At 52.9% G+C, this 26,534-nt stretch carries 32 protein-coding genes; 13 read left to right on the top strand and 19 right to left on the bottom strand.

The window, feature by feature from the left end; translation table 11 throughout:
• Positions 1-8: 8 nt before the first annotated feature.
• On the bottom strand, positions 9-1,001 hold the full coding sequence (locus Q0W94_RS09535) for an NAD(P)H-binding protein (RefSeq protein WP_297758317.1): 993 nt from the start codon (positions 999-1,001) through the stop codon (positions 9-11).
• A 105-nt stretch (positions 1,002-1,106) separates the two neighbouring features.
• Positions 1,107-1,643 (bottom strand): pentapeptide repeat-containing protein, encoded by a 537-nt coding sequence (locus tag Q0W94_RS09530; RefSeq protein WP_315863063.1) that lies wholly within the window; start codon positions 1,641-1,643, stop codon positions 1,107-1,109.
• A 39-nt stretch (positions 1,644-1,682) separates the two neighbouring features.
• Here Q0W94_RS09530 and aat point away from each other — a divergent pair, with 39 nt between their 5' ends.
• From aat to Q0W94_RS09510, 4 genes are all read left to right on the top strand, one after another.
• Positions 1,683-2,273, top strand: coding sequence for a leucyl/phenylalanyl-tRNA--protein transferase (gene aat / locus Q0W94_RS09525; protein ID WP_297762406.1), 591 nt, complete (start codon positions 1,683-1,685; stop codon positions 2,271-2,273).
• 122 nt (positions 2,274-2,395) lie between these two features.
• Complete coding sequence (locus Q0W94_RS09520; RefSeq protein WP_297758311.1) at positions 2,396-3,142, top strand: YgcG family protein; 747 nt, start codon at positions 2,396-2,398, stop codon at positions 3,140-3,142.
• A 74-nt stretch (positions 3,143-3,216) separates the two neighbouring features.
• Positions 3,217-3,735, top strand: coding sequence for a DNA recombination-mediator protein A (locus Q0W94_RS09515; protein WP_297758309.1), 519 nt, complete (start codon positions 3,217-3,219; stop codon positions 3,733-3,735).
• 76 nt (positions 3,736-3,811) lie between these two features.
• Complete coding sequence (locus tag Q0W94_RS09510) at positions 3,812-4,072, top strand: YkvA family protein (protein ID WP_297758307.1); 261 nt, start codon at positions 3,812-3,814, stop codon at positions 4,070-4,072.
• A 3-nt stretch (positions 4,073-4,075) separates the two neighbouring features.
• On the opposite strand, the gene Q0W94_RS09505 is transcribed toward Q0W94_RS09510, so the two are convergent.
• The 5 genes from Q0W94_RS09505 to Q0W94_RS09485 are packed head-to-tail and all read right to left on the bottom strand — an operon-like array spanning position 4,076 to position 7,649.
• A complete protein-coding gene (locus Q0W94_RS09505) occupies positions 4,076-4,345 on the bottom strand; it encodes a hypothetical protein (protein ID WP_297758305.1) in 270 nt (89 codons plus the stop codon).
• 2 nt (positions 4,346-4,347) lie between these two features.
• Entirely contained in the window at positions 4,348-4,767 is a 420-nt protein-coding gene (locus Q0W94_RS09500; RefSeq protein ID WP_297758302.1) for a tetratricopeptide repeat protein, read from the bottom strand.
• 30 nt (positions 4,768-4,797) lie between these two features.
• A complete protein-coding gene (locus Q0W94_RS09495; protein ID WP_297758299.1) occupies positions 4,798-5,151 on the bottom strand; it encodes an iron-sulfur cluster assembly accessory protein in 354 nt (117 codons plus the stop codon).
• A 40-nt stretch (positions 5,152-5,191) separates the two neighbouring features.
• Positions 5,192-6,628 (bottom strand): dihydrolipoyl dehydrogenase, encoded by a 1,437-nt coding sequence (gene lpdA, locus Q0W94_RS09490; protein ID WP_297758297.1) that lies wholly within the window; start codon positions 6,626-6,628, stop codon positions 5,192-5,194.
• A gap of 58 nt (positions 6,629-6,686) precedes the next feature.
• The gene (locus Q0W94_RS09485) at positions 6,687-7,649 is read right to left on the bottom strand and encodes a DUF362 domain-containing protein (protein ID WP_297758294.1); all 963 of its coding nucleotides are present in this window, start codon (positions 7,647-7,649) and stop codon (positions 6,687-6,689) included.
• Between the two features lie 144 nt (positions 7,650-7,793).
• On the opposite strand from Q0W94_RS09485, the gene Q0W94_RS09480 reads away from it, so the two are divergent.
• The gene (locus Q0W94_RS09480) at positions 7,794-8,198 is read left to right on the top strand and encodes a hypothetical protein (RefSeq protein ID WP_297758292.1); all 405 of its coding nucleotides are present in this window, start codon (positions 7,794-7,796) and stop codon (positions 8,196-8,198) included.
• Here the strand turns inward: Q0W94_RS09480 and Q0W94_RS09475 are convergent.
• Positions 8,172-9,629 (bottom strand): site-2 protease family protein, encoded by a 1,458-nt coding sequence (locus Q0W94_RS09475; RefSeq protein ID WP_297758289.1) that lies wholly within the window; start codon positions 9,627-9,629, stop codon positions 8,172-8,174. The two genes, Q0W94_RS09480 and Q0W94_RS09475, sit on opposite strands and share 27 nt — an antisense overlap.
• 18 nt (positions 9,630-9,647) lie before the next feature.
• Between Q0W94_RS09475 and Q0W94_RS09470 the strand changes: the two genes are divergently transcribed.
• Complete coding sequence (locus tag Q0W94_RS09470) at positions 9,648-10,307, top strand: MBL fold metallo-hydrolase (RefSeq protein WP_297758286.1); 660 nt, start codon at positions 9,648-9,650, stop codon at positions 10,305-10,307.
• A 243-nt stretch (positions 10,308-10,550) separates the two neighbouring features.
• The gene (locus Q0W94_RS09465) at positions 10,551-10,988 is read left to right on the top strand and encodes an Hsp20/alpha crystallin family protein (protein WP_297758284.1); all 438 of its coding nucleotides are present in this window, start codon (positions 10,551-10,553) and stop codon (positions 10,986-10,988) included.
• A gap of 101 nt (positions 10,989-11,089) precedes the next feature.
• Here the strand turns inward: Q0W94_RS09465 and grxD are convergent, their stop codons facing one another.
• The 3 genes from grxD to Q0W94_RS09450 form a co-directional block, all read right to left on the bottom strand.
• The gene (gene grxD, locus Q0W94_RS09460; protein WP_297758281.1) at positions 11,090-11,413 is read right to left on the bottom strand and encodes a Grx4 family monothiol glutaredoxin; all 324 of its coding nucleotides are present in this window, start codon (positions 11,411-11,413) and stop codon (positions 11,090-11,092) included.
• Positions 11,414-11,461: 48 nt separating this feature from the next.
• Complete coding sequence (locus Q0W94_RS09455) at positions 11,462-11,713, bottom strand: BolA family protein (protein ID WP_297758278.1); 252 nt, start codon at positions 11,711-11,713, stop codon at positions 11,462-11,464.
• A gap of 68 nt (positions 11,714-11,781) precedes the next feature.
• Positions 11,782-14,880 carry a response regulator gene (locus tag Q0W94_RS09450; protein ID WP_297758276.1) on the bottom strand — a complete coding sequence of 1,033 codons (3,099 nt, stop codon included), beginning with the start codon at positions 14,878-14,880 and terminating at the stop codon, positions 11,782-11,784.
• A 109-nt stretch (positions 14,881-14,989) separates the two neighbouring features.
• Between Q0W94_RS09450 and petG the strand changes: the two genes are divergently transcribed.
• Positions 14,990-15,103, top strand: coding sequence for a cytochrome b6-f complex subunit V (petG, locus tag Q0W94_RS09445; RefSeq protein ID WP_011056721.1), 114 nt, complete (start codon positions 14,990-14,992; stop codon positions 15,101-15,103).
• Positions 15,104-15,144: 41 nt separating this feature from the next.
• Positions 15,145-16,494 (top strand): ribosome biogenesis GTPase Der, encoded by a 1,350-nt coding sequence (gene der / locus Q0W94_RS09440; RefSeq protein WP_297758273.1) that lies wholly within the window; start codon positions 15,145-15,147, stop codon positions 16,492-16,494.
• Here der and Q0W94_RS09435 read toward each other — a convergent pair.
• Genes Q0W94_RS09435 through Q0W94_RS09425 form a run of 3 tightly spaced genes read right to left on the bottom strand, consistent with a single transcriptional unit; the run spans position 16,491 to position 18,909 of the window.
• On the bottom strand, positions 16,491-17,690 hold the full coding sequence (locus Q0W94_RS09435; protein WP_297762404.1) for an ABC transporter substrate-binding protein: 1,200 nt from the start codon (positions 17,688-17,690) through the stop codon (positions 16,491-16,493). The genes der and Q0W94_RS09435 overlap by 4 nt on opposite strands.
• Before the next feature lie 6 nt (positions 17,691-17,696).
• Positions 17,697-18,215, bottom strand: a complete 519-nt coding sequence (gene ilvN / locus Q0W94_RS09430; protein WP_297758270.1) for an acetolactate synthase small subunit — start codon at positions 18,213-18,215, stop codon at positions 17,697-17,699.
• Between the two features lie 49 nt (positions 18,216-18,264).
• A complete protein-coding gene (locus tag Q0W94_RS09425; RefSeq protein ID WP_297758267.1) occupies positions 18,265-18,909 on the bottom strand; it encodes a J domain-containing protein in 645 nt (214 codons plus the stop codon).
• Between the two features lie 69 nt (positions 18,910-18,978).
• On the opposite strand from Q0W94_RS09425, the gene Q0W94_RS09420 reads away from it, so the two are divergent.
• From Q0W94_RS09420 to Q0W94_RS09410, 3 genes are read left to right on the top strand one after another with little or no spacing between them, the layout of a single operon-like run.
• The gene (locus Q0W94_RS09420) at positions 18,979-19,530 is read left to right on the top strand and encodes a shikimate kinase (protein WP_297758263.1); all 552 of its coding nucleotides are present in this window, start codon (positions 18,979-18,981) and stop codon (positions 19,528-19,530) included.
• Positions 19,524-20,081: a DUF4126 domain-containing protein gene (locus Q0W94_RS09415; RefSeq protein WP_315863122.1), complete on the top strand. Its 558-nt coding sequence runs from the start codon at positions 19,524-19,526 to the stop codon at positions 20,079-20,081. The genes Q0W94_RS09420 and Q0W94_RS09415 overlap by 7 nt, the downstream gene beginning before the upstream one ends.
• Positions 20,082-20,124: 43 nt before the next feature.
• On the top strand, positions 20,125-20,673 hold the full coding sequence (locus Q0W94_RS09410; protein ID WP_297758258.1) for a pentapeptide repeat-containing protein: 549 nt from the start codon (positions 20,125-20,127) through the stop codon (positions 20,671-20,673).
• Here Q0W94_RS09410 and msrA read toward each other — a convergent pair.
• From msrA to Q0W94_RS09385, 5 genes are all read right to left on the bottom strand, one after another.
• Complete coding sequence (gene msrA / locus Q0W94_RS09405; protein WP_297758255.1) at positions 20,670-21,329, bottom strand: peptide-methionine (S)-S-oxide reductase MsrA; 660 nt, start codon at positions 21,327-21,329, stop codon at positions 20,670-20,672. The genes Q0W94_RS09410 and msrA overlap by 4 nt on opposite strands.
• A gap of 88 nt (positions 21,330-21,417) precedes the next feature.
• Positions 21,418-21,987, bottom strand: coding sequence for a DUF4340 domain-containing protein (locus tag Q0W94_RS09400; protein ID WP_297758253.1), 570 nt, complete (start codon positions 21,985-21,987; stop codon positions 21,418-21,420).
• 37 nt (positions 21,988-22,024) lie between these two features.
• Positions 22,025-23,995 (bottom strand): acetate--CoA ligase, encoded by a 1,971-nt coding sequence (gene acs / locus Q0W94_RS09395; RefSeq protein ID WP_297758250.1) that lies wholly within the window; start codon positions 23,993-23,995, stop codon positions 22,025-22,027.
• Positions 23,996-24,055: 60 nt separating this feature from the next.
• Positions 24,056-24,532: a DUF2214 family protein gene (locus Q0W94_RS09390; protein ID WP_297758248.1), complete on the bottom strand. Its 477-nt coding sequence runs from the start codon at positions 24,530-24,532 to the stop codon at positions 24,056-24,058.
• A 105-nt stretch (positions 24,533-24,637) separates the two neighbouring features.
• Positions 24,638-24,991: a hypothetical protein gene (locus Q0W94_RS09385; protein WP_297758246.1), complete on the bottom strand. Its 354-nt coding sequence runs from the start codon at positions 24,989-24,991 to the stop codon at positions 24,638-24,640.
• 186 nt (positions 24,992-25,177) lie between these two features.
• Between Q0W94_RS09385 and Q0W94_RS09380 the strand changes: the two genes are divergently transcribed.
• Entirely contained in the window at positions 25,178-26,530 is a 1,353-nt protein-coding gene (locus Q0W94_RS09380; RefSeq protein ID WP_297758243.1) for a nitrate/sulfonate/bicarbonate ABC transporter ATP-binding protein, read from the top strand.
• Positions 26,531-26,534 lie beyond the last annotated feature (4 nt).

The raw sequence follows: 26,534 nt of genomic DNA, 5'->3' as shown, positions 1-26,534 counted from the left end.
AGCAACTCCTAGGGGGTGGACTTAAAGGGACTGCGTTTTTTGCGTCCCGATTTTTTCTGTTTGGCTTTTTCGTAATCCAATTCTTTGAGTTTACGCAGGATTCGGGTGAAATAGTCCTGCAAATAGGCCTCAAGGGTCAGGGTTTCGTTGGGATCGAGGTCAAAGGTGCGATAGACGTCCTCCATCGGGGCATTGAAAATTTGACCACTGGCAATCACTTCTGTAAAGGCTAGGCGATCGCTAATGTTCCAGGTCCACTGAAACCACTGGGTGACCTGCCGTGCTGTCCGTAAGACGCCAATGGGCAAGCGGGTAATTTTTGCCTGCTGTCCTGAGAGGTTTTCACACAGCTTAATAATTTCATCCGCTGTCCAAGGGCGGGTGCCCGCCAAGTCAAAGACTTTGCCGTAGGTGGCTGGTCGATCAATGGCCCGCACGGCAAATTTGGCCACGTCCTGAGTATCCATGTAGGCAATGGCGGTGGACTCTCCCAAAACCCAAATGGATTGATTTTCCAGAATCGGGATCGCATATTGGCCAATTAAGCCCTGAAAGAAGCCGCAGGGACGCAGAATCGTGTAGTTTAGCCCCGATTCGCGCAAGAAGTCTTCGGTACAGTGTTTGATTTGCATCAGCGGCACCTGGGGATAATCCTGCGCCCTCATAATTGAGAAAAAGATCAAGTGTTCAATATCAGCGGCTTGGGCAGCCTGAATCAGGTTGACTTTGCCTTGCCAGTCCACTGCTGCGATAGTTAGCGTATCGGTGGGACGCGTAGCCGAGGCATCAATAACCACCGAGGCTTTGGCATACTTCAGTGCCTCGAGAATACTGTCGGCAGCACAGAGGTTTCCCTGAAGAATCGTGGCGCCCCACTCCCGCAGAAACGTTGCTTTGGCTGGACTGCGAACAAAACAGTAGACGTGATGTCCTTCATCTAAGGCACGGCGCACAATTTGCCGCCCTAGGGTACCGGTACCGCCAACAATAAAAACGTTCATGAAAAACTCTAGTCATAAATCTTAACTTTTGTAATACTTTATCAGAATTCCCGACAGAGGCGATCGCCCTTGGGGATCATTCTCCCTTAAGCAAATGAAGAGGGATTAAGGGGCAAAGTCTTCACAGTGGAGCGTTTCCCATGTTTTGCGCCCTGTTACGGGATTGGTGCCACTGGCAACCTGGCAGAGTTTGCGTTGGGCGTCTTCCCGCAGTTCCACATCGGTAAAGTCAGCACCGGTGATAATGGCGTCGTCAAAGTTGGTATTAAAGGCAAAGGCGCCCTCAAGAATGGCATTGGTGAGGTTGGCCTTGGTCAGCCGCGCAGTGTCCAGTGTGGCGTAGCGCAGATCCGCACCTTCGAGGTTGGCCGTTTCCATATTGGCGCCAAAGAAGCTCACCCCCTGAAGATTGCTGTGGCTCAGGTTACTGTGGAAAAGATTGGCCTTGGTAAATTCGGACCCCCGCAGATCTCGCCCAGAAAAGTCCATATTGATGAGTGCCTCTTTAGTATAATCCTCGGCGATCGCCCCTGTTGGTGTGAGCAACATCCACAGGATGGCCAATAGCAGTGCTACACACCAGCGCCAGTAACGGCTCATCATTGTCGTCACAGTGGAAAATGGGAGTAGCATAGGCAACATTAAATGACACATCAAGCTTCTATTGTCCAGAGTAGCAGTATGCCGATCCCTGAGGCAGCGTGGGTCCGCGAAACGATTATTGCGGGGGGCTACGCCCAAGGATACTTCCTCATGGGCGAAGGCGATTGCCTAGGGTGGTACACCAGCCGTCAGCGAGCCCTGATTCCCCTGGATGAGCGGTTTCACTACCCGAAATCTTTGCAGCGGGTGCTCAATCAACATCGCTTTCAAGTGGCGATTAACCGCGATTTTGCTGCTGTTGTTGAAGGGTGCGCCAATCGACCCAATACATGGATTACGCCCCGTCTCAAGGACGTGTACCATCTGCTTTACGCCACGGGTTGGGCGGTGAGTTTTGAAACGTGGCAGGGGGATGAACTCGCAGGGGGTATTCTCGGCATTGTGATTGGCGGGGCCTTCATTGGCGAGTCCATGTTCTATCGCATCCCCAACGGTTCGAAAGTGGCAATGGTCCAGTTGGTGGAGCACCTGCGGCGGCGGGGCTTTTTACTGTTTGATGCCCAACTGCAAAATCCCCATCTGCAACGCTTTGGGGCCTATGTTGTCAGCGATCCTGAGTATCGCCAGTTATTGGCCCAGGCCATTCGTAAACCCTGTCAATTTCTCTAATGTTTTAGGACAAGTGCCTGCCTTAGGTATCTATACAAAAACAATTAACTTATTCTTAAACTAAAGTTAATTATTAATTTACTTATCAATATACTCATTTTGGCAATTTCTGTGAATATTTCTTGAGGAGAAAAGTTACACTCTTAGCCAAGAAGCATTCCTCTCAAAAAGATGAGAACTCTACACCGGCAAAAGCCCCTTCTTTTCAACAGGTACTTCTAGTAACGATTGGCTCCTATCGGGAGTACAGCAACGAGCACACTAATTTTGAGGCCTTTGCGATGGATTTGTTTAATCATCGAGGGGTGGGTAGCCGTTGGCGCAACGATGGTGTGATGATGCTGGTGGCCCCAGGCGATCGCAAGGTGCGCATTCAATTGGGCAGCGCTTATGGCAGCGGTTGGAGTCCCGCTATGCAAGCTGTGATTGATAACCACATGCTGCCAGATTTTCGTCGTGGCCAATTGGGGCAGGGCATCATCAACGGTATACGCGCCTTACTCAATACACTGAAAACTGATCAGTTAACAAGCCAAGCTGGTGCTGTCCCCTCGACGAACAAGACGAGTTTTCGGGAGGCCCTGTCGGAATTCTTGAGTGTTGGTAAGTTTCTTTTGATTCCTCTCCTCTTCATTTGTTGGATTTGTGCAAGCATTGCCTTCTCCGTGCGTTTTTGGTCCCAACGCCTTTCAAACCGTCCGCAATCAGGGTATCGCTCGGGCTCCTCCTCTAGTAGTGATGATGATCGCTACCACACTTACACCAGCGATAGTGACAGTTTCTCTACTCTAAGCAATAGTGATAGTTTCTCTAGTAGTAGCGATGATAGAGGGGACTCCTGTGGCGGCGGTGCCTCGGGCAGCTGGTAAACTGATTGATCTCTATTAGAATTGAAGGCCAAAATGCTAAAATAACGTCGTTCCGTAACACGTGAGAGACACTCTTGACGCAGGCGACAAATCTTCCGGGCATTGATTCCCCCCAAATTGATGAGTTTTTGCAGGAATTAGCGACAATCCAAGACTCTGGCCCTAAACGGATTGCGCTCCTTGGCTCGCGTCATGTCCCCATTACCCATCAGCACCTTATTGAAATGATGAGCTATGCCCTTGTGCTGGCTGGGAACCGCCTGATGACCTCAGGTGCGGTTGGAACCAATGCGGCGGCGATTCGGGGGGCAATGCGGGCAGACCCCAATTTGTTGACGGTGATCTTGCCCCAGAGTCTAGAACGCCAGCCGCGGGAGTCTCGCCAACAGCTGGATAAGGTGATGCACTTGGTGGAGAAACCTGAAAATGATCACCTCCCCCTTGCAGAAGCCAGCTCCCTCTGCAATCAGGAGATTATTTCCCGCTGCCAGCAACTGATTTGCTTTGCTTTCCACGATAGCCACACCCTTCTGGAAGCCTGTGAACTTGCGGAAGAGCAGCACAAGGTAGTTACGCTCTTTTACTTTGATTAGCCGAGGACGGTTTTCCCCACCTCGGGCAATTGAGTTCCTCTGCCAGAATAGGGGCAGGATTGAAGGTTGGCACTCTATGAGCGGCTTCTACAACTGGTATCGGAACTTGTTGCGGCATCCTAAGTATCGCTGGCTAATTATTGCTGCCAGCTTGATCTATTTGCTCAGTCCTTTGGATATTTCCCCAGATCTGGTGCCGATTGTTGGCCAGCTCGATGATGTCACAGTTGTGGTCATCCTTGCCAGTGAGTTAACGCAATTGCTGGTGGAGCGCATTAAAAGCCGGCGATCGCCCCACATCACCACGACCGTAGATGTGGAAGCAGAACAAGTTTAAGGATTAATCCCGCGATCGCAAATCACTGCCGACAGAGCGCAGCAGCCAGCGGTTTTGCACATAGCTGAGGACACCGCTAATCAGTGTGGCCGCCATCAAAAGACCAATAGCAGGCATAAAGAGGGGTTCCCAGAGCCGGATCCAGAGATCAAAGCCAAGGGGTACAGCCAAGGAGCGCCCAACAAGGGCAACCACAAACCAGCCAAAACTGGCAAGGACAAAAAAGCTATCTGCTACCAAGAGCCAATTGATCACTTCCCGCAGCCGTGCCATGATTACCCCCCCAGTACCCATTGTTTGACGCGGGCAAGGCTCTCCCAATCGGGTTTACGCCTCAGGCCGTCGGCAAAGTTATCGAGGACCTCTTGGCGCAGCTCAGCCACCGCAGCAATAACGGTTTGCGCCAATTCAATGTGGGGACGAACGCCCTTTTGTCCGGTTTCTAGCATTGCCACCGCAAGGTTAATGCGCGCTTGGGGGTCTTCGGGGTTGAGCTTGACTGCTTTTTGGGCAGCCTTTAGGGCAGATTGGGGCTTCTCATCCAGAAGGTAGAGCCACGCCAAGCACGTCCAAGCGGCGCTACTTTTTTGAGCACGCTGGCAAATCTCTTTGAAAGTAGGAATTAACTCTGAGGCAGGCGCTCCTTCTTTGTAGCGGGCGATCGCCGCCTCAAATTGACGTTCAACGTCACTCACAGACTGAGATGGGGGCAAGGGCAGGACTCCTTAGGCAGAAAATGAGGTACCACAGCCACAGGTTTGGGTGGCATTGGGATTCATAAACTTAAAGCCACCACCAATAAGGGCGTTGCTGTAGTCCAAAACCAAGCCATAGATGTAGAGCATACTCTTGGGATCGGAGACCACCTTAAAGCCATCATAGTCAAAGACTTCATCATCGGGACGAATATTGGCGGGGTCTTCAAAGTCCATCGTGTAGGACATCCCTGAGCAGCCACCCCCCTTGACGCCCACCCGCAAACACAGGTCTTTACCGTGCTTATCGCGGAGCTCGAGTACATGCTTGAGGGCAGCTTCGGTCATCATGATTCCCTTGGCGGGTTGTGTCGCCTGTGTCATCACCCACTCCTAAAAGACTCCAAACTTTATCGTAGCAAGTTCAGCGGTGGGTCACCATCTCGTGGGCCCGCTTAAAGGCTTCGTCAAGTACCTCCGAGAGGGTGGGATGCGTGTGGACATTGAAGGCCAAGTGGCTCACCGTCTGGCGATCGCGAATGGCATTAGCCGCCTCTTGAATTAAGTCCGAGGCATGGAGACCAAAGATATGCGCCCCCAGTAGCTCGCCGGTATCAGCGCGGAAGATCACCTTGGCTAGGCCATCGGTTTCGGTTTCCGCCAGTGCCTTGGAGTTGCCCTTGAAGTAGGTGCGCGCCACCTGCACCTCAAAACCTTCTTTTTCCCCTAGCTCACGGGCCTGGGGTTCCGTCAAGCCGACAAAGCTCATTTCTGGGTGGGTAAAGGCCGCCGCCGGAATACTGCGATAGTCCACTTGGCGAGGCCGTCCGACAATGGTTTCAACAACGGCAATCCCCTGTGCCGCCGCGGCGTGGGCAAGCATCATTTTCCCCGTGGCATCACCGATCGCCCACAAATGGGGAACGGGTTTTCCTTTTTTCGTGACTGCTAAATACTCATTGACGGGGATAAAGCCACGCTTATCGGTGCTCACACCCACACTCTCTAGGCCAATGTCTTGGGTGGCGGGAATGCGACCGGTGGCCACAAGGCAGGCATCCACTTCGAGGACATCAACGACTTCTTGGGTTTTCGCATCTGCCAGTTCAATGACCACCGGGCTACCGGGGATGACGCGCTTGGCTAGGGTGCCGCTGTAGGTTTCAATATCGCGCGCAGCAATCAAAATCCGCTGTGCCTGTTTGGCAATATCGGGATCAAAGGTGGGCATCAGTTGATCCAGGGCCTCAATCATTGTCACTTCGCTGCCGAGGGCCGTGTAAATATCGGCAAATTCTAGACCAATATAGCCGCTGCCAATAATGGCCACCCACGGCGGCAACCAATCCAGCTTAATGGCCTCATCACTGGTATAAACCGTCTTGCTATCTACTTCAACACCAGGGGGCACCCAAGGCACTGACCCCGTAGCAATGATAATGTCCTTGGCGGTTACGATTTTTTCCCCTGTGGGGGTGGTGATGCTCACTTTTTGGGAACCCGCTACTTTCCCGCGGCCAATGAGCGTATCCACACCGAGACGCTTGAGACTGTTGGTGAGATCACTGCGGATCTTTTGAACTAAGTTGGCGGCATGGGCAGCGATGCCGGCGCGATCCACATTCACCTGCCCCAGTTGAATCCCCAAGGCTTGCCAGTGGCTGGCTTGGCGTAGTTCCCGTACCCGTCCAGCTGCCGCCAGGAGTGCCTTTGAGGGAATGCAGCCGCGATTGACGCAGGTGCCCCCCATGTCTGCCGCTTCCACTATCGCTGTTTTTAGGCCAACACTGACGGCATGGAGAGCAGCCCCATGCCCCCCGACACCAGCACCAATAATGACGAGATCGTAGTCAAAGCTCAAGGACGCTTCTCCCCAACTGCATTCCCTTAGCTTATCAAAGGGCGTCCCTCCTGAGAACTTAGGCCTTTTGACTATAGGCAGTTAGGGGTTCTTTGATCCAGCGAATATAGAGATGTTTGAATGTGGATTTGAGGACGCGGGGAGCGCCAAAGTCAATGGGCATCATTTGCTGCGGCAGTTGCCAGTCGCGAATTGTTAATTCATGGGGCTGTGCCAAGGGAAACTCAATCTCACTAAGCTCATAGTTGTAGCCGAGGGCAGTGGCAGCGCGTTGGGTGGGAATGTATGCAGGGTCAACATTCAGGATAGCCACAAAGGCGCGATCGAGGGCAAAAACATCGCGACTGGCGCCCAAAACATGCAGCGGTCGTGGCGTTCCACCACTGGGGCCATTGCCTTCATGGCCAATAATGCCATCCATAATTGTGAGGTCGGGGGCGATCGCCCGCGCCGTTTCCACGAGCATACGGCCAAAGCGATCGGCATCCTTACCCGCTTCCATGTGCCACCATGCCTTCATTTTGCCGGGGACACAGCCAAAGAGATTCTTCACCCCGAGGGTGAGGGTCAGTTGCACGTGGGATTTGACCTTGGGGAGGTTAATGACGACATCGGCGGCCATCGCTTCTTTACTCAGGCGCAGGTGGGCAAATTCGGGATTGTCGGTGGCGTAGCGATCGCCATGGAATTCAACAACGGGCAAATTTAACTCCTGAATATAGGGCAGGTAGCCATTGCTGCGGGCGACCCCCAATGCGGAGCCAAAGGCGGGTCCATCCCCTAGAAAAGGCTTGCCACCGGCGGCTTGCACCATTTTGGCGACGCAATAGACCAGTTCAGGACGGGTAACACATTCCTGCTTTGGCCGCGCCCCTGTGAGTAAATTGGGCTTGAGGAGCACGCGATCGCCCGGTTTAACAATTGCCGCTATTCCCCCCAGGGGTGCTAGGAGTGCCTCAAGGGAGGCACTGAGATGGTCAAGATCATAGGAGGTTGCTCGCAGTAGGCTCACACTTGGCATTAGAGGTTCCTCATGGCTTGGCAGTCTTTCCCCACAGTGTGCCACAAAGCATCATAGAGAGACATCCTGTAGCCACCCCCCTGACCCACCTCAATCCACAGGCGAAAATGAAAAAATAGCCAAAAAATACGATAAGGAGAATAGATGCCCCACAGGGAGCGATCGCGAATGCCCCAAGGCCTTGAGTCAGAATTTCGGCAGCAGGTGGATCGCCTGCATCGCTTTACCGTTGTCATGCGCTGGGGTGTGGTGCTCTTGCTTTGGCTGACTGTCGGCACATGGAGCCTTTGGAGCTTCCGTTATGAAATTAGCCTCATGCGTGAGCATTTTACGTGGGCAGCCCTGCGCTATGGCATTCTTTTCAATCGGCTGCCGGCGATCGGTTTGGCGTTGTGTATTGCCATGACCCTGAGCGTTTTGTACTGGCAGACCCGCAACATTGTCTGGGGCAGATCGCCGCGGTGGCAGCAACGTCTAGAAAGACAAGTCCTGCGCATTCGTCAGCAGGGGCAACGTCATCCCCTATGGCATTGGGTGTGTCGGCAGTAGCAGCGCTGCAAGGGGCGCTGGCACTGGGAAAATAATTAGCAATAGCAACACCAGTGCCATTAGGCCAAGGGCATCACGCCAGTTATCCAATTCACTGACATCATTGAGGGCAGGTTCATCAAAAGCGGGCATCAAGAACAGGATCAGTGCCCAAACAAAGAGCCACGGTTGAATAAACGACAGAATCAGCACCAATAAGCGGCTCACTTGGCCAATCACTGCCCCCATCCGATGGCCGTACATTGCATGAACAATGTGACCACCATCCAGTTGACCCACAGGCATCAGGTTCAAAGCCGTCACTACTAAGCCCAGCACCCCTGCCACTGCCATCGGATGGAGGTGTAGCGCACTGTTACTCTTGAGGGCGGCGCCAAAAATGGCTTTAGCAATCAGGGTAAAGAGAATTGAAATACGTGGACTAAACACTTGGGGATTCAGGGGCTGCTCCGAGGCGTTGGCAGGCAGTTGCACCACCTCGGACTGCTGTAACCCCCAAACTAGAATTGGTAGCGTCACGATCAACCCAGCAATAGGACCCGCAATACTAATGTCAAAGAGGGCACGGCGATGGGGAACGGGTGATCTCATCTGGATAAAGGCCCCCAGTGTGCCCATGGCAAAGGGCAGGGGAATAAAGTAGGGCAGCGTCGCCTTCACACCGTAATACCATGCAGTGGCAAAGTGTCCCAGTTCATGGATGCCCAAAATTAACAGCAGACTGAGGCTGTAGGGCAACCCCTGCCAGAGCAAACTGGGATTGAGCCGCAGCTCCGCCGCTGTCAGATCAGGCGCCACAACTGCCAAGCCAGCAACGGTGGTGGTGAGAAAGGTTAAGGCCAGAAGGCCAAGGCTAAGACCGGGACGAAAAAGCTGTTGGGGCTGGGGCAGGCGATCGCGGGGAATCAGGGCAAAAAAAGGCTTATTACTCAACCCCATTTGAAACATGACCAGAAAGCGATCGCCAAAGCGTTGGGCAATATTGCGCTCCACTGTTTGGTAGACTTGGCTGGCATCACCGCGCATTTGCCCGCGGCAGATCACCGCCTGTGGACGATACTCAATTTGCTGCAGATAGTACATTCCCCAAGGGAAACAGCTCTGCAATTGCGTTTCTTCCTCCTGATTGAGGAGCTTGCCATTCTCCGTCAGTGTGGGTGGCGGGGGTGTGGGTGGCACAGCCGGTAAGGAGGGCTGGCCTCGGCGCAAGAGCACAAGGTAGAGCACCGAACTGGTGACAAAGATTAAGATCAGCCATCCGGAAGGTACAGGTGTATTCCCCCACAGCAGCAGCCAACCGGCAATAAAAAAGGCCGGCAACATCAGCACTAGCCACAGGAGCCACCAAGGGGTTTGACTGACACGGGCAGCACTCTGGCGGACGATAAAGACCAAGATTAAACCCAATACAATAAGGGAAATCCATGTCATAATTTCGATTCGCTACCTGTGGCTCAACAACAGAAACCGCCCCGCCTTGTATTACCGAGGGTCTATGGGTTTCCACCCAACCGCGAGACAATGGGAGGTACTGCTTATCTCATTGTAGAAAATGATGGCAATACCCTTATTGATGTGCCCTTTTGGACAGACACAACTCAGGATTGGCTCAGGGCACAGGGGGGCGTTCAGCGCCTCATCCTTACCCACCGGGGGGCGATCGCCCGCATCAGGGAGATTCAGCACACCTTTAACTGCCAAGTGATTGTCCAGCATCAGGAGGCGTATCTGCTGCCCCAAGTGACGGTAACCCCCTTTAACCATCATCTAGCCATCGGTGAAACCCTCGAAATTCTCTGGACCCCCGGTCACTCCCCCGGCAGCGCCTGTGTGTATTGGTCTGGCCAAGGGGGCGTTCTCTTTACAGGTCGTCACCTACTCCCTACGCCGACGGGAGAACTCGCACCGATTAAAACAGCGACCACCTTCCACTGGCCTCGGCAACTGCGCAGCGTGGAGACACTAAAAGCCTTCTGTCGGCAGAAGTCCTTGAGTTATCTGTGTCCGGGGGCAAATATTGGCTTTCTACGGGGGAGGGTGGCGATCGCCAACGCCCAAGCCGTCCTGCAAGGACTCTCAGTTGATAACCTTCTCTCTAACAAATTTTAATGTTTTCTTAATTTCCCCTCCAGAGTAATTTTCAGCACCACGGGTTCGGAAATAGGAACTTGGCGAGATCGTTAAACCCCACTTGTATCAAGAGTTCTATCCTCTATAGTGAAGGTAGACAGAGGGAATCAGCCCAAGTCACCAGCAAAAGCAGTACAACCAAATTTAGTTGTTGGTGTTGTTCTCTCTGTAAACCATCCCGTGGGCAATCTAAAACCTTAAGGAGTACAGGAGGATAAGCGTATGGCACTCGTTCGTTGGGAACCGTTCCGCGAAATCGATGCAATTCAACGCCAAATGAACCGTTTATTCGATGAATTGATTCCCTTGACGGAGCGGCGCAGTGATCTTAGTTTTCTGCCGGCCGCAGAACTGGAAGAAACCCCTGAAGCCCTTCTCTTGAAAGTAGAGCTTCCGGGGATGGATCCCAAAGACATTGACGTTCAAGTTACAGCTGAAGCGGTTTCCATTAGTGGCGAACGCAAATCTGAAACCAAAACTGAAACAGAGGGCATGAAACGCACAGAATTCCGCTATGGCAAATTCCAACGGGTCATTCCTCTGCCAGTTCGGATTCAAAACACCGATGTCAAAGCCGAATACAAAGATGGCATCCTGCACCTGACCCTGCCGAAAGCGGAAGAAGAGAAAAACCGCGTCGTCAAAGTGAGCCTTGCCTAATCCGCCACTTTTAGGCCGAACAGTCAAGGTTCTTGAACAAATGATGAGGATCCCCCATTGCTGGGGGATTTTTTTTGAGCGTCAGTGAATGGGAGAAAAAATTATGAAGCTAAAGCCACCTCAACCAGTTGTTGCAATTCCCCACTTTGGTATAGCTCAATGAGAATATCGGAGCCACCAATGAACTCGCCGTTGATAAACACTTGGGGAATTGTTGGCCAGTTGGAATACTCCTTAATTCCTTGACGAATCTCAAAATCCTCAAGGACATCCACTGTTTCATAGGGGACGCCGAGGGCATTCAAAATTTGCACCGCATTGTTAGAAAAACCGCATTGGGGCATGAGCTTGCTCCCTTTCATGAAAACAATGATCTTGTTGCTCTTGACGAGGTTCTCAATTTTGGCGTGCAGTTCGGGTGTCATCGTTCCCTTTCCCTCTTGAGTTGACAAGTTACAAAATTGCATTCTAAATCACTGACGTTGTGCCCATTGTTGGGGAGTATAGGTCTTCAGGGCAAGGGCGTGGAGTTCATTGCTGGCCATGAGCTCCTTGAGGCTGCCATAGACCAATTGGTGCTGCTGCACTAGTCCCTTGCCCTCAAAGGCAGCGGAGACGACTACCGCTTCGTAATGATCGCCACCTCCTGTCAAATCTTGCACTTGAACCAAGGCATCGGGCAAGCTGGATTGAATTAAGGTGGTCAGTTGTTCAGGAGTAACCATAGATCATTATTTATTTTTGCTGGAATCGATAACCCACTGAGTCTATTTTTTTAGTGTATCGCTAGATGTTAAGTTGTTGGGGTCTGGAGGGGCTGACACTGGCGAAGGGCACGCACCAATTCCTCAAGGTGAATAGGCTTGCTCACATAATCGTCCATGCCGGCATCGAGACAAAGCTGGCGATCGCTCTCCATGGCATTGGCGGTCATGGCAATAATTCGCGGACGGGGTTTCTTGAGCCCTTGAAACAGTTGAGTTACTTCTCGGGTAGCCGTAATGCCATCCATTTCCGGCATTTGCATATCCATTAGGATTACATCATAGGGCTGCCGCTGCACCGCATCCAGGACCTCCAAACCGTTGGCGGCAATGTCACCGCGATAGCCCAACTTCTCCAAAATCCGCAACGCCACCATCTGGTTGACCTTGTTATCTTCGGCTACGAGAATGCGCAGGGGCGGTAGTTCTGCTTTTAGGTCTTCAAAGGATAGCGCTGTCGCTGGTTTGGGGAATGCTGTTTTCTGCTTTTCGCAAAATAAATTATTCAGGGCATTGTATAGTGTCGATTGTTTCACAGGCTTGCTGATTAGAGTACAGAATAGGGCCTTTTCTGACTCTGTCAGGGTGTTTCCTAGGGAAGTCAGGAGAATCAGGGGCAATTGACCGTAGGCTGTGCGGATTTGGCGAGCAAGGGTAACCCCATCCATCTCAGGCATCTGGAGGTCTAGAATGGCCACATCCGGTACCCCTTGTTGTTGGAGAAGAGTAAGGGCACTGGCCCCACTCTCTGCCACCAAGGCCTGCATGTTCCATTTTTTGGTTTGTAGCGCTAAAATTTGGCGGTTGGTCGCATTATCGTCGACAATAAGAACGCGGCGATTTTCAAGGTAGCAAGTATCATCCATTGGCTCTGGTGCCGGCTTCGGATTGAGCAAAAACCGCGTTGTAAAGTAAAAAACTGAGCCGCTCTCGGGTATTGGAATTGACTCATAGGCCGCCAGGGGTGTTCCGGCTACGATGAGGGGTTCTCCCGCCTTTTTGCTTTCTACCCAAATTTGTCCCCCCATCCGCTCCACAAGGCGTTGGCAGATGACTAAACCCAGTCCAGTGCCGCCATACTGACGAGTAGTTGAGGCATCCACTTGGCTAAAGGGCTTGAAAAGGCGATTCATCCCGGCTGGAGAAATACCGATGCCCGTATCCTGAATGGCAAACAAGTAGGAGTAATATGAGGGCATAAACTCATACTGACTCATCGGTGTTGGCGTTGCCTTCACGTAGAGTGTGACATTGCCTTTTTGGGTAAACTTGATGGCATTGCCGATGAGATTGACAAGCACCTGTCGCAGCCGTCCCATATCGCCAATGACGGCGCAAGGCACCCCGGCGTCAATGTGGGCAGCAAGTTCTACCTCACGTTCGGCGGCACGACTTGCCAGTAGATCGAGCACTTCTTCAACGCAAGTGCGCAGATTAAAGGGATAGCTCTCCAGCTCCAACTTACCCGACTCAATTTTTGAGAAATCAAGAATATCGTTGATTACCGCCAGCAGAGCATCCCCACTGACGCGAATGGTATTGACAAACTCCTGTTGTTGGGGATTGAGGGGGGTATCGAGCAGTAGTCCCGTCAGCCCAATGATGGCGTTCATGGGGGTGCGAATTTCATGGCTCATGGTGGCCAAAAACTCACTCTTGGCGCGGCTGGCTTCCTCAGCAGCTTGACGCGCTGCCTCTAGGAGTTTTTGCTGCTCCATCATTTGGGAGATATCTTCCCAAGTGCCGACGAAACTATCTGTGGCGCTGCTTTCCGGGAGGGGAATAATCCGGGCGTTAATCCAGTGACTGCTGTTATCGTGATGGACAATCCGAAATTTCTCATGAAAAGGTACCCTTTGCTGCTGGCATGCTGTCCACGCCTTCAAGACGCGATCGCGATCCTCAGGGTGAAGACGTTCTATCCATTGTCCTTGTGCTTCCTCGGCCGTGGGAACCTGCAACAATTGCAGGAGCCGCCGGTTAAGGAATGTGGGTTGTCCTTGGGCATCCAGGGTAAAAATTCCCACAGGTGCCATTTCACTGACACTGCGAAAACGGGCGTCACTGGTTTCCAAGAGTTTCTGTAAAGTGCGCTTGCGTTGGCGATCGCGGCTAATGAGTAAAACAACCACGGCTGCTGGAATACACAGGGCAGCAAAAAAGATCAAGAAGTTTCGATTTAAGCGGTCAAGGTCTAATTCTATAGAGCTGTTGGGTAGGAATGCAATCAACCACCAACGAATGCTAGGTTGGGAGCCAGATAAGTAAACTACTCCCTCAGCAGGGGTCTCGTCCTCTTGCCAGGGAGAAAAACTTTGATAGACGAATAAACCATCGGGGCTAAATAGGCTGCCCCTAGGCTGACGTTGCATTTGCTGCCACAGGAGGGGGTACTGGTGGCGGACAGTGAACTGCTGTCGGTCAGGAAAATGAAATCCCCACTGCTCGCGAATATCTTCCCCAAGAAGCCAATAGCCCCGATTGTCTGCGAGCAGGCACCAGCCTCTTTGGGCACTACACGTCCGCAGTAGCGCTTGGAAAAGGGAGTTAACCTGGTAACGGACAACGAGCACGCCCCTGGGTGTGGACTGGTGGTATAGGGGGACGCCAACATACAGCACGGGCAACGGAAAACGCTGGCTTTGGGTCTCTATAACCTCCATCGGGGAGACAAACACCTGATTAGGCGTTAATTGCCGGAGGATAGGCCAGTAGGGGTGAATGGCCTTCAGCGGAGCAGGCGGCTTAATTTGGGGCGTTGCACTCCACTGAAAACGGATTCTGCCACTGGTATCGAGCACATAAAGCAGATCGTAATCCCCCTTAAAGCGGTGCCATTCCTGCACTACTTCTCGCGCTTCTTGATCTATCTCCTCCTCCCTGGCGGTGCCATCAATTAGCGCGTGCCAAAGGTGAAGGCTGGCCAAACCTTTGGGAGCATTCACAGCATTGGCGAGGGTATTCGCTAGCGTGAAGTCAATCTGCTCTAATTTACTTTCCTGGTCTACTCGAAGCTGCTTGAGAAGCGCCTGCCGTTCGCTAAGGTAAGGGGGTACCAAAAGAGCAGCAATGACTGCAGTTGTCGGCAAAAAAAGCTGGATAAAGGAGAGCAGAGGAAGGCGAAACATAGAGATTCTGGCCGGGGAGGAAAACCCTTGCAGAAGGGAACTGCCGATGCAACACTTATCAAATAGTGTATCGTGGGGAATGAAGTGATCGTTGAGTTCGGATCGAGCGATGATTGAGCCTTTACTGTGTGGGATTGTTTTAGGGCTGATTCCAGTGACCTTGGCAGGGTTATTCTTTGCTGCGTACCAACAATACAAGCGGGGCAGCCAGCTTGAACTCTAGGGCATTGCCCAAACCATGATTTGCGAAGACCACTCCTGACTATGGCTTTGCCGATTGTTGCTGTCGTTGGCCGCCCCAATGTGGGCAAATCAACCTTTGTGAACCGCCTGGCCGGTGAACGGGATGCCATTGTCCACGATGAACCAGGAGTAACTCGCGATCGCACCTACCGGCCTGCATTTTGGCAAGATCGGGAATTTCTGGTCGTGGATACCGGGGGCTTAGTGTTTGATGATGACAGTGACTTTTTGCCCCTGATTCGTCAGCAGGCAGAGCTTGCCCTTCAGGAGGCCACGGCCGCGATTTTTGTAGTAGATGGTCAAGCCGGGCCTACGGCACTCGACTATGAGATTGCTGCCTGGTTGCGCCAGCTTCCCGTACCCGTTTTAGTGGCGGTGAATAAATGCGAGTCGCGCCAAATGGGTCAGGTGCAGGCGGCAGAGTTCTGGTCCCTTGGGCTGGGCCAACCCTACCCAATTTCTAGCATCCACGGCAGTGGCACTGGCGAGTTGCTGGATCAGTTGATTAGCTACCTGCCAGCAGCAGAAACCCTTCCCGAGGCGCCGGAGATTCAGGTGGCCATTGCGGGGCGTCCCAATGTGGGTAAATCCAGCTTGCTCAATGCCCTAATTGGGAGCGATCGCGCCATTGTCAGTCCGATTTCAGGTACCACCCGCGACGCCATTGACACAGTGATTGAACACGAGGGCACCCAGTACCGCTTCATTGATACCGCTGGTATTCGGAAACGGACTCATGTGGCCTATGGGCCCGAGATGTTTAGTGTCCATCGTGCCTTTAAGGCCATTCACCGCTCCGATGTGGTGCTGTTGGTGTTGGATGCCCTTGAAGACATTACCGAACAGGATCAGCGCTTGGCAGGGCACATTGCCGATCAGGGGCGTGCCTGTGTGCTGATTGTGAACAAGTGGGATGCCGTCCCCGACAAAGATACCTATACCATTAACGCCTATCGCGATCGCCTATATCAGCGGTTGCATTTTCTGGAGTGGGCAGATGCCCTCTTTGTCAGTGCCCATACGGGTCAACGCCTTGACAAAATTTTTGCAGTGGTGGATGCGGCGGTTGAACAACATCGTCGCCGAGTCAGTACAGCAGTGGTGAATGAAGCAATTCAAGAAGCCCTACGCTGGCATACCCCACCCGCCACTCGCCAAGGCCGCCAAGGCAAAATCTACTACGCCACCCAAGTTGCCACCCAACCGCCAACATTTGCGATTTTTGTTAACAATGCCAAACTCTTCAAGGATAACTATCGCCGCTACATTGAGAGCCAAATTCGGCAGCAGCTAGGATTTCGGGGTACCCCAATTCGCCTCCTTTGGCGGAGCAAGAAACCTCGTGAAGCTGCTGAGGTGGTTGCCCGCTAGGGGCGTCGTTCAACTTTTTTCACCAAGCTAAATTTTCCGCTTTGGCCCTCCTCACTCATCTCAATCTGACCGACGTAAAAGAAACGTTGCAGCACCTCTCCCTGAGGTGTAAAGCGAATTTCTCCAAGGGGGGTTTCATAGACTCCCTTGAGAATCTCTTGGTTCAAGGCCTGACGCAAATCTGCAAGGGGCAATTCCGACAAGTTCTTTTCTTGAGAGAGTCGCGCTAAGGAGTCCGCAAAGACCTGAACCGCCGTAAAGGCTTGGGCACTAAACTGAGAGGGGAGTTGGCCATATTTGGCTGCAAAGGCGTCGCGGAACTTGACGTTCATCGGAGCGGGGTTTTCGGAATTATAGGCCTGCGCCACCAGGACCCCATTACAGAGACGACGACAGACAGGGAAGATGTTGACGGTATTGATGCCATTCCCTCCCAAAATTAACCCTTGGTAGCCCAGTTCCCGCAGTTGACGAATGAGGTTACCGCCGTCCGCCGCTAGGCCAGAGATGACAATTAAGTCCGGTTTGACACTGAGGGTGGCATTGATTTGGGCTTGGAAATTTGTATCAGTGGTTTGGGTTTGCTGGACACTCACCAGTTCAAGCTTGGGATGCTCACGAATGGCTTTTTGAAAAATCTCGGTTTCTGAGCGACTAAAGGCATCATCTTGGGCAAAGAAGACAGCCACTCGGCGAATGGTGGGGTTAATCTCAAGGGCCGCTTGAATCGCGGTGGGCGCTACTACCTCCACCCCTGCAGAGATGCGACTAATGAAGGCACCAATTTCAGGAATGCCACGCGCTGTATTGGAGGGGGCGACAACCGGTACACCCGCTTGCTCGGCAATGGGATCGGCACTAAAGGCCTGTTGCGAGAGGGTGGGGCCGACAATACCAATCACGCGATCGCGATTAATCAAGGTCTGAAAGACATTGACTGCCCCCGCCTCATCACTGCCGGTATCCTGAATCACCAGCCGCAGGGTTCGCTTCTTGATCTGGCCTGATTGATTAAAAAACTCCTCGGCGACTCGCACCCCCTGTAGTTGCTCTTGGCCGTAGAGAGCCGCATTACCGGTTTGGGCGAGGGCAACCCCAAGGGGCAATGTATTGTTGTTTGCTGAGGGAGCCTCGGTTGCCGTACAACTACTGAGGGCGATCGCCCCCAGTGCCAGCATTAACCAGGGATACTTCACCGCCAATTAGACCCGTGCTTCCAAGGACTTCAGGTATTCTGTATTCACCCCAGACTCGCGCACAAGGGCAATTTTACCGGTGCGGGCAATTTCGCGAATCCCAAATTTATTCAGCATTTGCACGAGGGCGACCATTTTGCCAGGGTCACCGGAGACCTCGATGATTAGCGAATCGTCGGACACATCCACCACCTTAGCGCGGAAAATTTGCACCAGTTCCAAAATTTCAGAGCGGGTGCTGGCGGTGGCATTCACCTTCAGGAGCATCAATTCCCGTTCTACACAGGGAATTGTGGTAATATCCTGCACCTTGAGGACATTGATCAGCTTGTAGAGTTGCTTGGTCAACTGCTCAATGACAGCATCATCTCCCGGCACCACCATCGTAATACGAGAGACGCCAATTTGCTCCGCAGGTCCTACCGCCAAGCTCTCGATGTTAAAGCCACGCCGCGCAAATAGACCGGCAATACGAGTGAGGACACCCGCCTCATCTTCCACCAAAACCGATAGGGTATGTTTCATAACGGGGATTGAATCTTGCTGCCGTGCTGGGATGCTGATTCTCTTTAGTTTAGCGGACAAGCCGACACTCTGCGAAGAGGCGATGGGCAATGCGAAAGAGTTCCTGCCCCGTATGCAGATGGCGATCGTCGTAACTGTGGCTAAATTGCTCTAGCTCGTCGAGACCATCCACCAGTTGATTCAAACAGTAATAGAGGTGGGCTGCCACCTTGGCTACAGCGGCGGGGTTGGGTTGGGCTTGGAATGTATAGCGGGCACGGGTAAGGGCGCGGCGACAGTCCTGCAAGTAGGTGAGGAACTGATCCATGAGGTCATCATCAAAGGGATCGGCAGCAAGGACATCCATCTGCTGGGGGAGCGATCGCAAGACTGCTTCAATGATCTGACTCACGGGCTTGTAGGTGAGTGCCAGCCATTGTCTTAGCTCGCGATCGGCAGCTTGGAAACCCTGAACATCGAGCCTAGCGTTTTTGGGGTGGACGCGGTGCTGGGCATCATAGGCTTGCCGAGACTGCTCATCCCCCAGGATTTCATAGGCGGCGTTAATGGCCGCCATTCGCTCATGGCTGGAGCGATCGCTGGGGTGGTAGTCGGGGTGATACTGCTTGACTAAGCGCCGATAGGCGGCCTTAATCTCGGCTTGGGTGGCCGTTACTGCCACCTGTAGGGTCACGTAGGGATTGGGCTGGGGCATGGAAATTCTGGGCAGACCTCTATATTTAGGTTAAAGTGCTGATTTGGCGGTGTCGAGAAATGGTTATCTATGGAACTGCAAGAACGCCTTGGGGGAGCCAATATCTATCTTGTGGGCATGATGGGTGCCGGTAAAACCACCACGGGTCGCATCCTGGCCCAACGCTTGGGCTACGGTTTTGTGGATACCGATGCTGTGATTACGGAGTTTCGCCAACGACCGATTCGCGAGATCTTTGCCCAAGAGGGGGAGCCTGCCTTTCGGCAGTTGGAACAACAGGTCCTAGCACAAGTCTCCAGTTACCACCACTTGGTGGTGGCCACAGGCGGCGGCATTGTCCTTAACCCGATGAACTGGAGTTATCTGCATCACGGTATTGTGGTCTGGCTTCATGTCCCCCTTGCGGTGCTCTGTCAACGTCTGGGCCAAGATCGGGAACGTCCCCTGTTGCAGGAACAGCCTCTTGAGGAACGCTTGCGTGAACTGCTGCAGGCGCGTCAATACCTCTATGCTCAGGCAGACTTAGAGCTAAGGATTACGGTGGAAGATACCCCGGAAACGGTGTGCGATCGCCTGTTGGCAACCCTACCCTGTATCTTGAAACCAATGGAACCATGCTAGAGGTTTTGGCCATTCTTTCAGCGGCAGCAGCAGGGGGACTACGCCTGGCACTTCCCCTACTGTTGATAGGTCTATTGCAGGGGGAACAACTCTGGTCACAGGTACCTTTGTTGCGCCATTGTTCCCCCTATTGGGTAGTTGGTGTGCTGGCTGCTTGGTCGTTCCTTGAGATCTTTCTTTCTGGGAACCTCTGGGGCTACCGCTTCATTATCCTTGTGCAACTGTGCTTTAGCCCCCTTGTGGGTGCCCTCCTTGGCATGACCGTGGCAACAGCAACAGATACACCCCAGTGGCTCATTGGTACCTTTAGTGGTCTTTTTGCCTTGGTGTTGCAATTGGTGCAGGTGGGCTGGTTTTATCGGGTAGGGAAGCTACCCCGTTGGGTCATTGTCGGGCAGGATATCCTGTGTGTGCTGTTAATTTTATTTGCCCTGAGGGCACCCAAGCAGGGTGGGTTGATTGCCTTACTCCTGTTGTGGTTGGCTGTTCGCAGTGCTAAGGATTGGCAGCAACGACATCGGTACTCCAGTCGCCGCAGGTTAAATTCTTAGGACCTGTGCTAAAGTCTCTCTAGCGTGGCAGGAGGATGGGAATGTGAAGCGACAGGTATTGATGGCAACAGCAATGATTAGTGGGGCGATCGCTAGCTATACCGCCTTTGCCATGCCTTCCCCCATGCAACAACTTGTGCAAACCAATGCTTGTCCCGGCTGTGACCTACGGACTGTTGATTTGCGCGGCTATAACTTGGCGGGGGCAAATTTGCGCGGTGCCAATCTTGAGGGCGCCAACCTCCAGGATGCCAACCTTATGGTGGCCAATTTGGCAGGGGCAAATCTGAGTAATGCCAACCTCACCGCCGCCTATTTAGAACGAGCCAACCTAGAAGAGGTCAATCTTAGGGGTGCTAACCTGAGCCGTGCAGTTTTGCGCCATAGTCGTGCTCGCCGTGCCAATTTCAGCAATAGCAACTTAACGGGAGCCGATGTCCGCTATGGGGATTTGCGCCGCGCCAATCTCAACGGTGCTACCTTTGAGCAAGCCAATATGCAGTGGGCACGGTTAAACAATGCCACTGTCGATCAGACCAACTTTAGCGATGCTTACCGTCCCCGTATGCCCTATCGTCTCAATCTCCCCTAAATGCGGGGGGTGGCACTCATGAGTTCGTAGGGAACCTTGGTGCCCCCAAGGCCGCAATAGCCATTTACATTGCGGTGGAGGTATTGCTGGTGGTAAGGTTCGGCAAAGTAAAATTCAGGTGCTGGCAGAATTTCAGTGGTGATTGTACCGTAACCTGCAGCTTTTAGGGCTGCTTGGTAGCGATCGCGACTCGCCTCGGCCAGGGCTTTTTGCTCAGGGGAATAGTAGTAAATACCGGAGCGATACTGCGTCCCCACATCATTGCCTTGGCGCATGCCCTGGGTCGGGTCATGGTTTTCCCAAAAGACCTTGAGCAATTCTTCATAGGTCACCTTCTGGGGGTCAAAGACCACCCGCACCACCTCATTGTGACCTGTCATGCCCGTGCACACCTCCTCATAGGTGGGATTGGGGGTATAGCCGCCCGCATAGCCCACAGCGGTAACATAGACCCCCGGCACCTGCCAAAACTTGCGCTCAGCCCCCCAAAAGCAGCCCATGCCAAACATCGCTAACTCCATGCCTTCGGGATAGGGAGGGGTGAGGGGATGACCATTAACCAAGTGAGCCTTTGGCACAGGCATTGGTTCCGCTCGGCCGGGTAATGCAGTATTGGGGCTAGGCATTGTCAACTTTTTAAAGCCAAAGAATCCCATGATTGATGTCCCCTCGATAGTTCACTACGCTTTTATATTCTGACGAGCTTTTGGTGAGTCGTGCTAGGATTGACTGACGTCTCAAGCTTTAGTTTGCTGCTTGCTGACGCTCCCATTCCCTCAAAGGGCGCTGGAGGGCATTTTTGAGATCAAGGGGAACGAGGGTCACTGTCATTTTTTCGCGGGGTTCTGAGGGAGGGTCAATTTCCGCGTAGAGCTTGAGGCCGTCAAAGGTGGTGTCCCCCAAGTGTAAACGGTGCTGCTGGCCGTCTTTGAGGGTGATATCCACAGTGGCCAGAGGGGGAGCAAGGCCATAATCTCTGGCACGTTCAGTAGGTACGTCGAGGGAGCGATCGCGCTGACCTGTGGCCAATAAGTTTAGTAAGAAGACGACTGTGCCCTCTTCTGCGGGGGTTTGCTTTTCCCGATCAATCACCCAGTTGCCTGTCGCCAACTTTTTCAAGTTCAAGCTGTAATCAGGGGCAACAATTTTCAATGCCACAACATCCGCCTCTTGAAAGTTAAAGAGGCGCTGGTGGGTTTGCGTATCCCTGCTGTTGGGCCTGGGCAGTTGTGGCTCAAAAAGCAAGAGACCGCCGCCTAAAATGGCTGCCGTTGTTAAAAGAACGAGCGTTTTTGTGCGGATGCCACTTGCCATTACCTACCAATTATAAGGCCATTGATAGGGGAGACTCTCAAGCCCCTCGGCGCAGCCTATCGAGCACTGAGCGATCCTCCAATGTTGAAGTATCCCCAACCACCTCTTGACCTGCGGCTAGAGAACGCAGGAGCCGCCGCATGATTTTACCTGATCGCGTTTTGGGCAGAGCGTCCGTAAAGCGAATCTCCGCCGGCCGTGCCAAGGCACCAATTTCCTTGACAACGTGTTGCTTTAATTCCTGTTGGAGGGCATCACTGGGGGTCGCCGATCCTTCAAGAATCACAAAAGCAACGATCTCTTCCCCTTTGACCTCGTCGGGTTTACCGACAACGGCGGCTTCAGCAACGGCAGGGTGGGAGACCAATGCCGATTCAATTTCCATAGTGCCCAAGCGGTGGCCAGAGACATTGATTACATCGTCAACCCGTCCCATTACCCAAAAGTAGCCATCCTCATCCTTGCGGGCACCATCGCCGGCAAAGTAAAAATACTGACCATTGCGAGGTGGAATGTGCTCCCAATAGGTGCGGCGGAAGCGATCGGGATCGCCATACACAGTGCGCATCATCCCTGGCCAAGGGTGACGAATGACCAGATAGCCACCCTCATTGACACCGACAGGGTTGCCCTCAAGGTCCACGACATCAGCGAGAATCCCCGGCAAGGGCTTGGTAGCAGAGCCGGGTTTCATCGGAATTGCCCCCGGCAGTGAGGTGATCATGTGGCCGCCAGTTTCCGTTTGCCACCATGTATCCACAATCGGGCAGCGCTCACCGCCAATGACACGGTAGTACCACATCCATGCCTCAGGGTTGATGGGTTCACCCACGGTTCCCAACAGGCGTAAGGAGGAAAGGTTGCGTGCCCGGGGCAAGTGTTCGCCCATTTTGATAAAAGCCCGGATTGCCGTCGGCGCCGTGTAGAAAGTGGTGACCCCATACTTCTCAATCACATCCCAGAAGCAACCGGGATTAGAGGCGCGGGGTGCCCCTTCATACATGAGGGTGGTTGCCCCATTGGACAGTGGCCCATAGACAATATAGCTGTGACCCGTAATCCAGCCAACATCGGCGGTACACCAATAGACATCGGTATCTTGGAGGTCAAAGACCCACTGGGTAGTGATGTGGGTGTAGAGGTTGTAACCTGCGGTGGTGTGAACAACGCCCTTGGGTTTGCCGGTGGAGCCGGAGGTGTAAAGGATAAAGAGTAAATCCTCGCTGTCCATAGGTTCGGCAGGACAGTCGGCACTGACCCCCTTTTGCAGAGCGTGCCACCAGTGATCGCGACCGGGCACCATGGTGACTGGCTGCTGGGTGCGCTGCACCACTAGGACATTTTCAACGGTGGGAACCGCTTGATGGGCTAGCGCTTTATCCACTTGATCCTTGAGGGGCACAATGGCATCTTTGCGCCAGCCACCGTCAGCCGTAACAACCAGTTTAGCTTGGGCATCAATGAGGCGATCGCGCAAGGCTTCGGCACTAAAGCCTCCAAATACCACTGAGTGGGGCGCGCCAATCCGGGCACAGGCCAACATAGCAATGGCTGCCTCTGGAATCATCGGCATATAAATACCGACGCGATCGCCCTTTTTCACCCCTAGTTGTTTGAGGACATTGGCAAACTGGCACACCTCACGGTGCAGTTGGGCATAGGTCAGGGTGCGGCTATCACCGGGTTCGCCTTCCCAGATCAACGCCGCTTTATTTTTGCGCCAAGTCTTGAGGTGACGATCCAAACAGTTGTAGGTGATGTTGATTTTGCCGTTGACAAACCACTTGGCATTGGGGGGCTGCCAATCCAGTACCTGATCCCAAGGTTGAAACCACTCTAGTTCCTGCTGTGCCAATTCGCCCCAAAAGGCAGCGGGATCAGCTTTGGCCTTTTCGTAGAGGGCATTATAGGCCTCAAGGGAATTGATCCGCGCTTTGGCCACAAAATCAGCGGGGGGATAAAAAAGGCGATTTTCCTGAAGAATCGACTCAATCGTGGGATGACTCATCCGTTTTATCCGTGGCAGCAGGATCTATCATAGGGGCGATCGCTCCCCTGCTGAAGAGTGTTACCGTTGAATCCAATCCAAACCAATCCCCCGCGCCATCATCGCTGCCAAAAAGGGAATAGCGCTGAGAAAGGCCAATTCAGCCCGAATTACCCAAGTCAAACGCTGCACAGTCGGCAACTCGAGGGTGGGTACTTTCTCTTCCCGCAGCGGTTTAATCCAAAGCAGAAAGGAAATGGTGGGATAAAGGGACAATAACCCCACCAAAATGAATAAGCCGACTTTGAGGTGAAAGACAGGGTTGCCTAAATAATATTCAGTGCCCTTGCCAAAATAGAGAACCCGCAAAATCCCGGTCCCAAGAACGGTCACCGCAGCAATACCATAGAGGGCATCGGTAATCACCAATCGCCAAGCCTGTTTGAGGTCTAAGTCTTTGCGCAGGGTGAGGTGCTCCACTACAAGGGCAGCAAAAGCCACCATGAAGCTGAGGTAGTGTAGGTAGGCGATCGCGGCACTGCTCCAAAGGTCGTTCATCCAAAGTGTTCCGTGGCGACTGAGAGACTTTGCGAAAAGGGCTGTATTGATCCTAGGGGGCAGCCTTGGGATGCGCAAGTACCAACCCCCAGAAGTTTTTAGGTTTTAGCCACGGCGTAGATCTTTGGCCATAGAACGGAAGAAGTCCAAGTTAGGATCGCTGCGACGGCGTTCCTGTTCTTCTGCTGGAGGCGTCCTGATATCACTGACACTCGGTTCGGGTTTACCTTTGTTTTCCGCTTCTGGATTCACCTTTTCGATGGAGGAGACCAACTCCACCACTTCTACTTCTTCTTTGGCACCGCCAGTCGCAGGGAACGTTTTTTTCACGACCCTGGGGGTACGCATATACTCAATGTTGCCGTAGGTTTTGGCTTCATCGGGATCAAGAAAAAAGTCTTTGCTGGGTCGGGGCTCAGCTTGCTTGCGTCGACGGAAAAGGCCATCAAAGAGTCCCATAGCGGAATTGTTACCTTTTGTGAAAAACCGCTGATCAGTTTACAATAAAAGCCTAAGGGGGGGCTATCAGAAATTCCACAACTGAGTGGCGATCGCTAATCCCGGGGGTAGTTTTTGTCCCTTAGGTTTTCTAAGTCTAAATCCTCATGGTAGCTTAACGGTGGAAATGCCACAGGATGCAGGACCATGCAAGCCAAAACCAAAGGGGAATCGCTCGTCCGCTTACTGAATGTTGGGAAGGCCTACCGTCAGCCCAACGGTCAGGTCATTAGCATTATGGAAAACATTGACCTTGAGTTACGCACGGGGGAAATTGTTGCCCTCTTAGGGCCCTCGGGTTCTGGTAAGTCAACCCTGATGCGCATTATTACAGGTTTGATTGCGCCTACATCTGGGCAGGTCTTGTACCGCGAGCAGCCCATGCAGGGCTTAAATCCGGGGGCTGCCATTGTGTTTCAAAGTTCGGCGCTCTATCCGTGGCTAACGGTTTTGGAAAATGTGGAGTTGGGGTTAAAGGCCTTGGGGGAAGGCCCGCGATCGCGCCGGCGCAAGGCACTGCGGATGATTGACATTATTGGCTTAGACGGGTTTGAAAATGCCTACCCCAAGGAACTGTCGGGGGGGATGCGGCAGCGGGTGGGATTTGCCCGTGCCTTGGCAGTGGAGCCGGAACTCCTGTGTATGGATGAGCCCTTTTCGGCCTTGGATGTGCTGACTGCCGAGAACCTGCGTTTTGAACTCCTCGATCTGTGGCTAGAGCAAAAAATTCCTACCCAGAGCATCTTGATTGTCACCCACCACATTGAAGAGGCGGTCATTCTCGCCGATCGCATTATTGTTTTGGGGAGCAACCCCGGTCGCGTCCGCGCTGATTTCCCCGTCACCTTGCCCCACTATCGCGATCGCAAGAACCCCGAGTTTCAAGCCACGGTGGATCGCATCTATAAAATTCTCACTAACCCCAATGTGGATGAATTGGAGGAACTGGAACCCAGGCCGACTACCATTGCCAGCCGTCAGGAACCGCGTTATCCGCTGCTTCCCCATGTGCGCATTGGCTCGATCGCCGGTCTATTGGAACTCCTAGAACACCGCAAAGAGGACCTCTACCGCATTGCCCAGGAGTTGCAATTGGAGCTAGATGATATTCTGCCCATCGTCGAAGGCGCCCAGATGATGGAACTGGTAGAACTGAAGGAGGGGGATATCAGTGTGACCCCTATTGGCAATGCCTTTATTCAGGGGGACATTGACCAGCGCAAGCTGATTATTCGTCAGCAGCTCCTCAAGCATATCCGTCTGGTGCAGCAAATCCATACTTTCCTGATGGCCAAGCAAAACCACCGCATTCCTGAAAGTTTGGTGCTGGATATTCTAGAGCGACACTTTACGCCGCAGGAGGCCGAGCGCCAGCTCAATACCGCCATTGACTGGGGACGCTATGCCGAACTCTTTGGCTATGACGAACCGTCTAAGGAAATTTTCCTGGAAGTCAGTGAACCTGAAGAGCCACTGCCCCTTGAAACGACTGCCGTTTGACAAC

Source organism: Thermosynechococcus sp. (assembly GCF_025999095.1).
Classification (GTDB): Bacteria; Cyanobacteriota; Cyanobacteriia; order Thermosynechococcales; family Thermosynechococcaceae; genus Thermosynechococcus.
The sequence above is the reverse complement of the archived record's forward strand: the minus strand, read 5'-3'. Positions and strand labels throughout refer to the sequence as shown.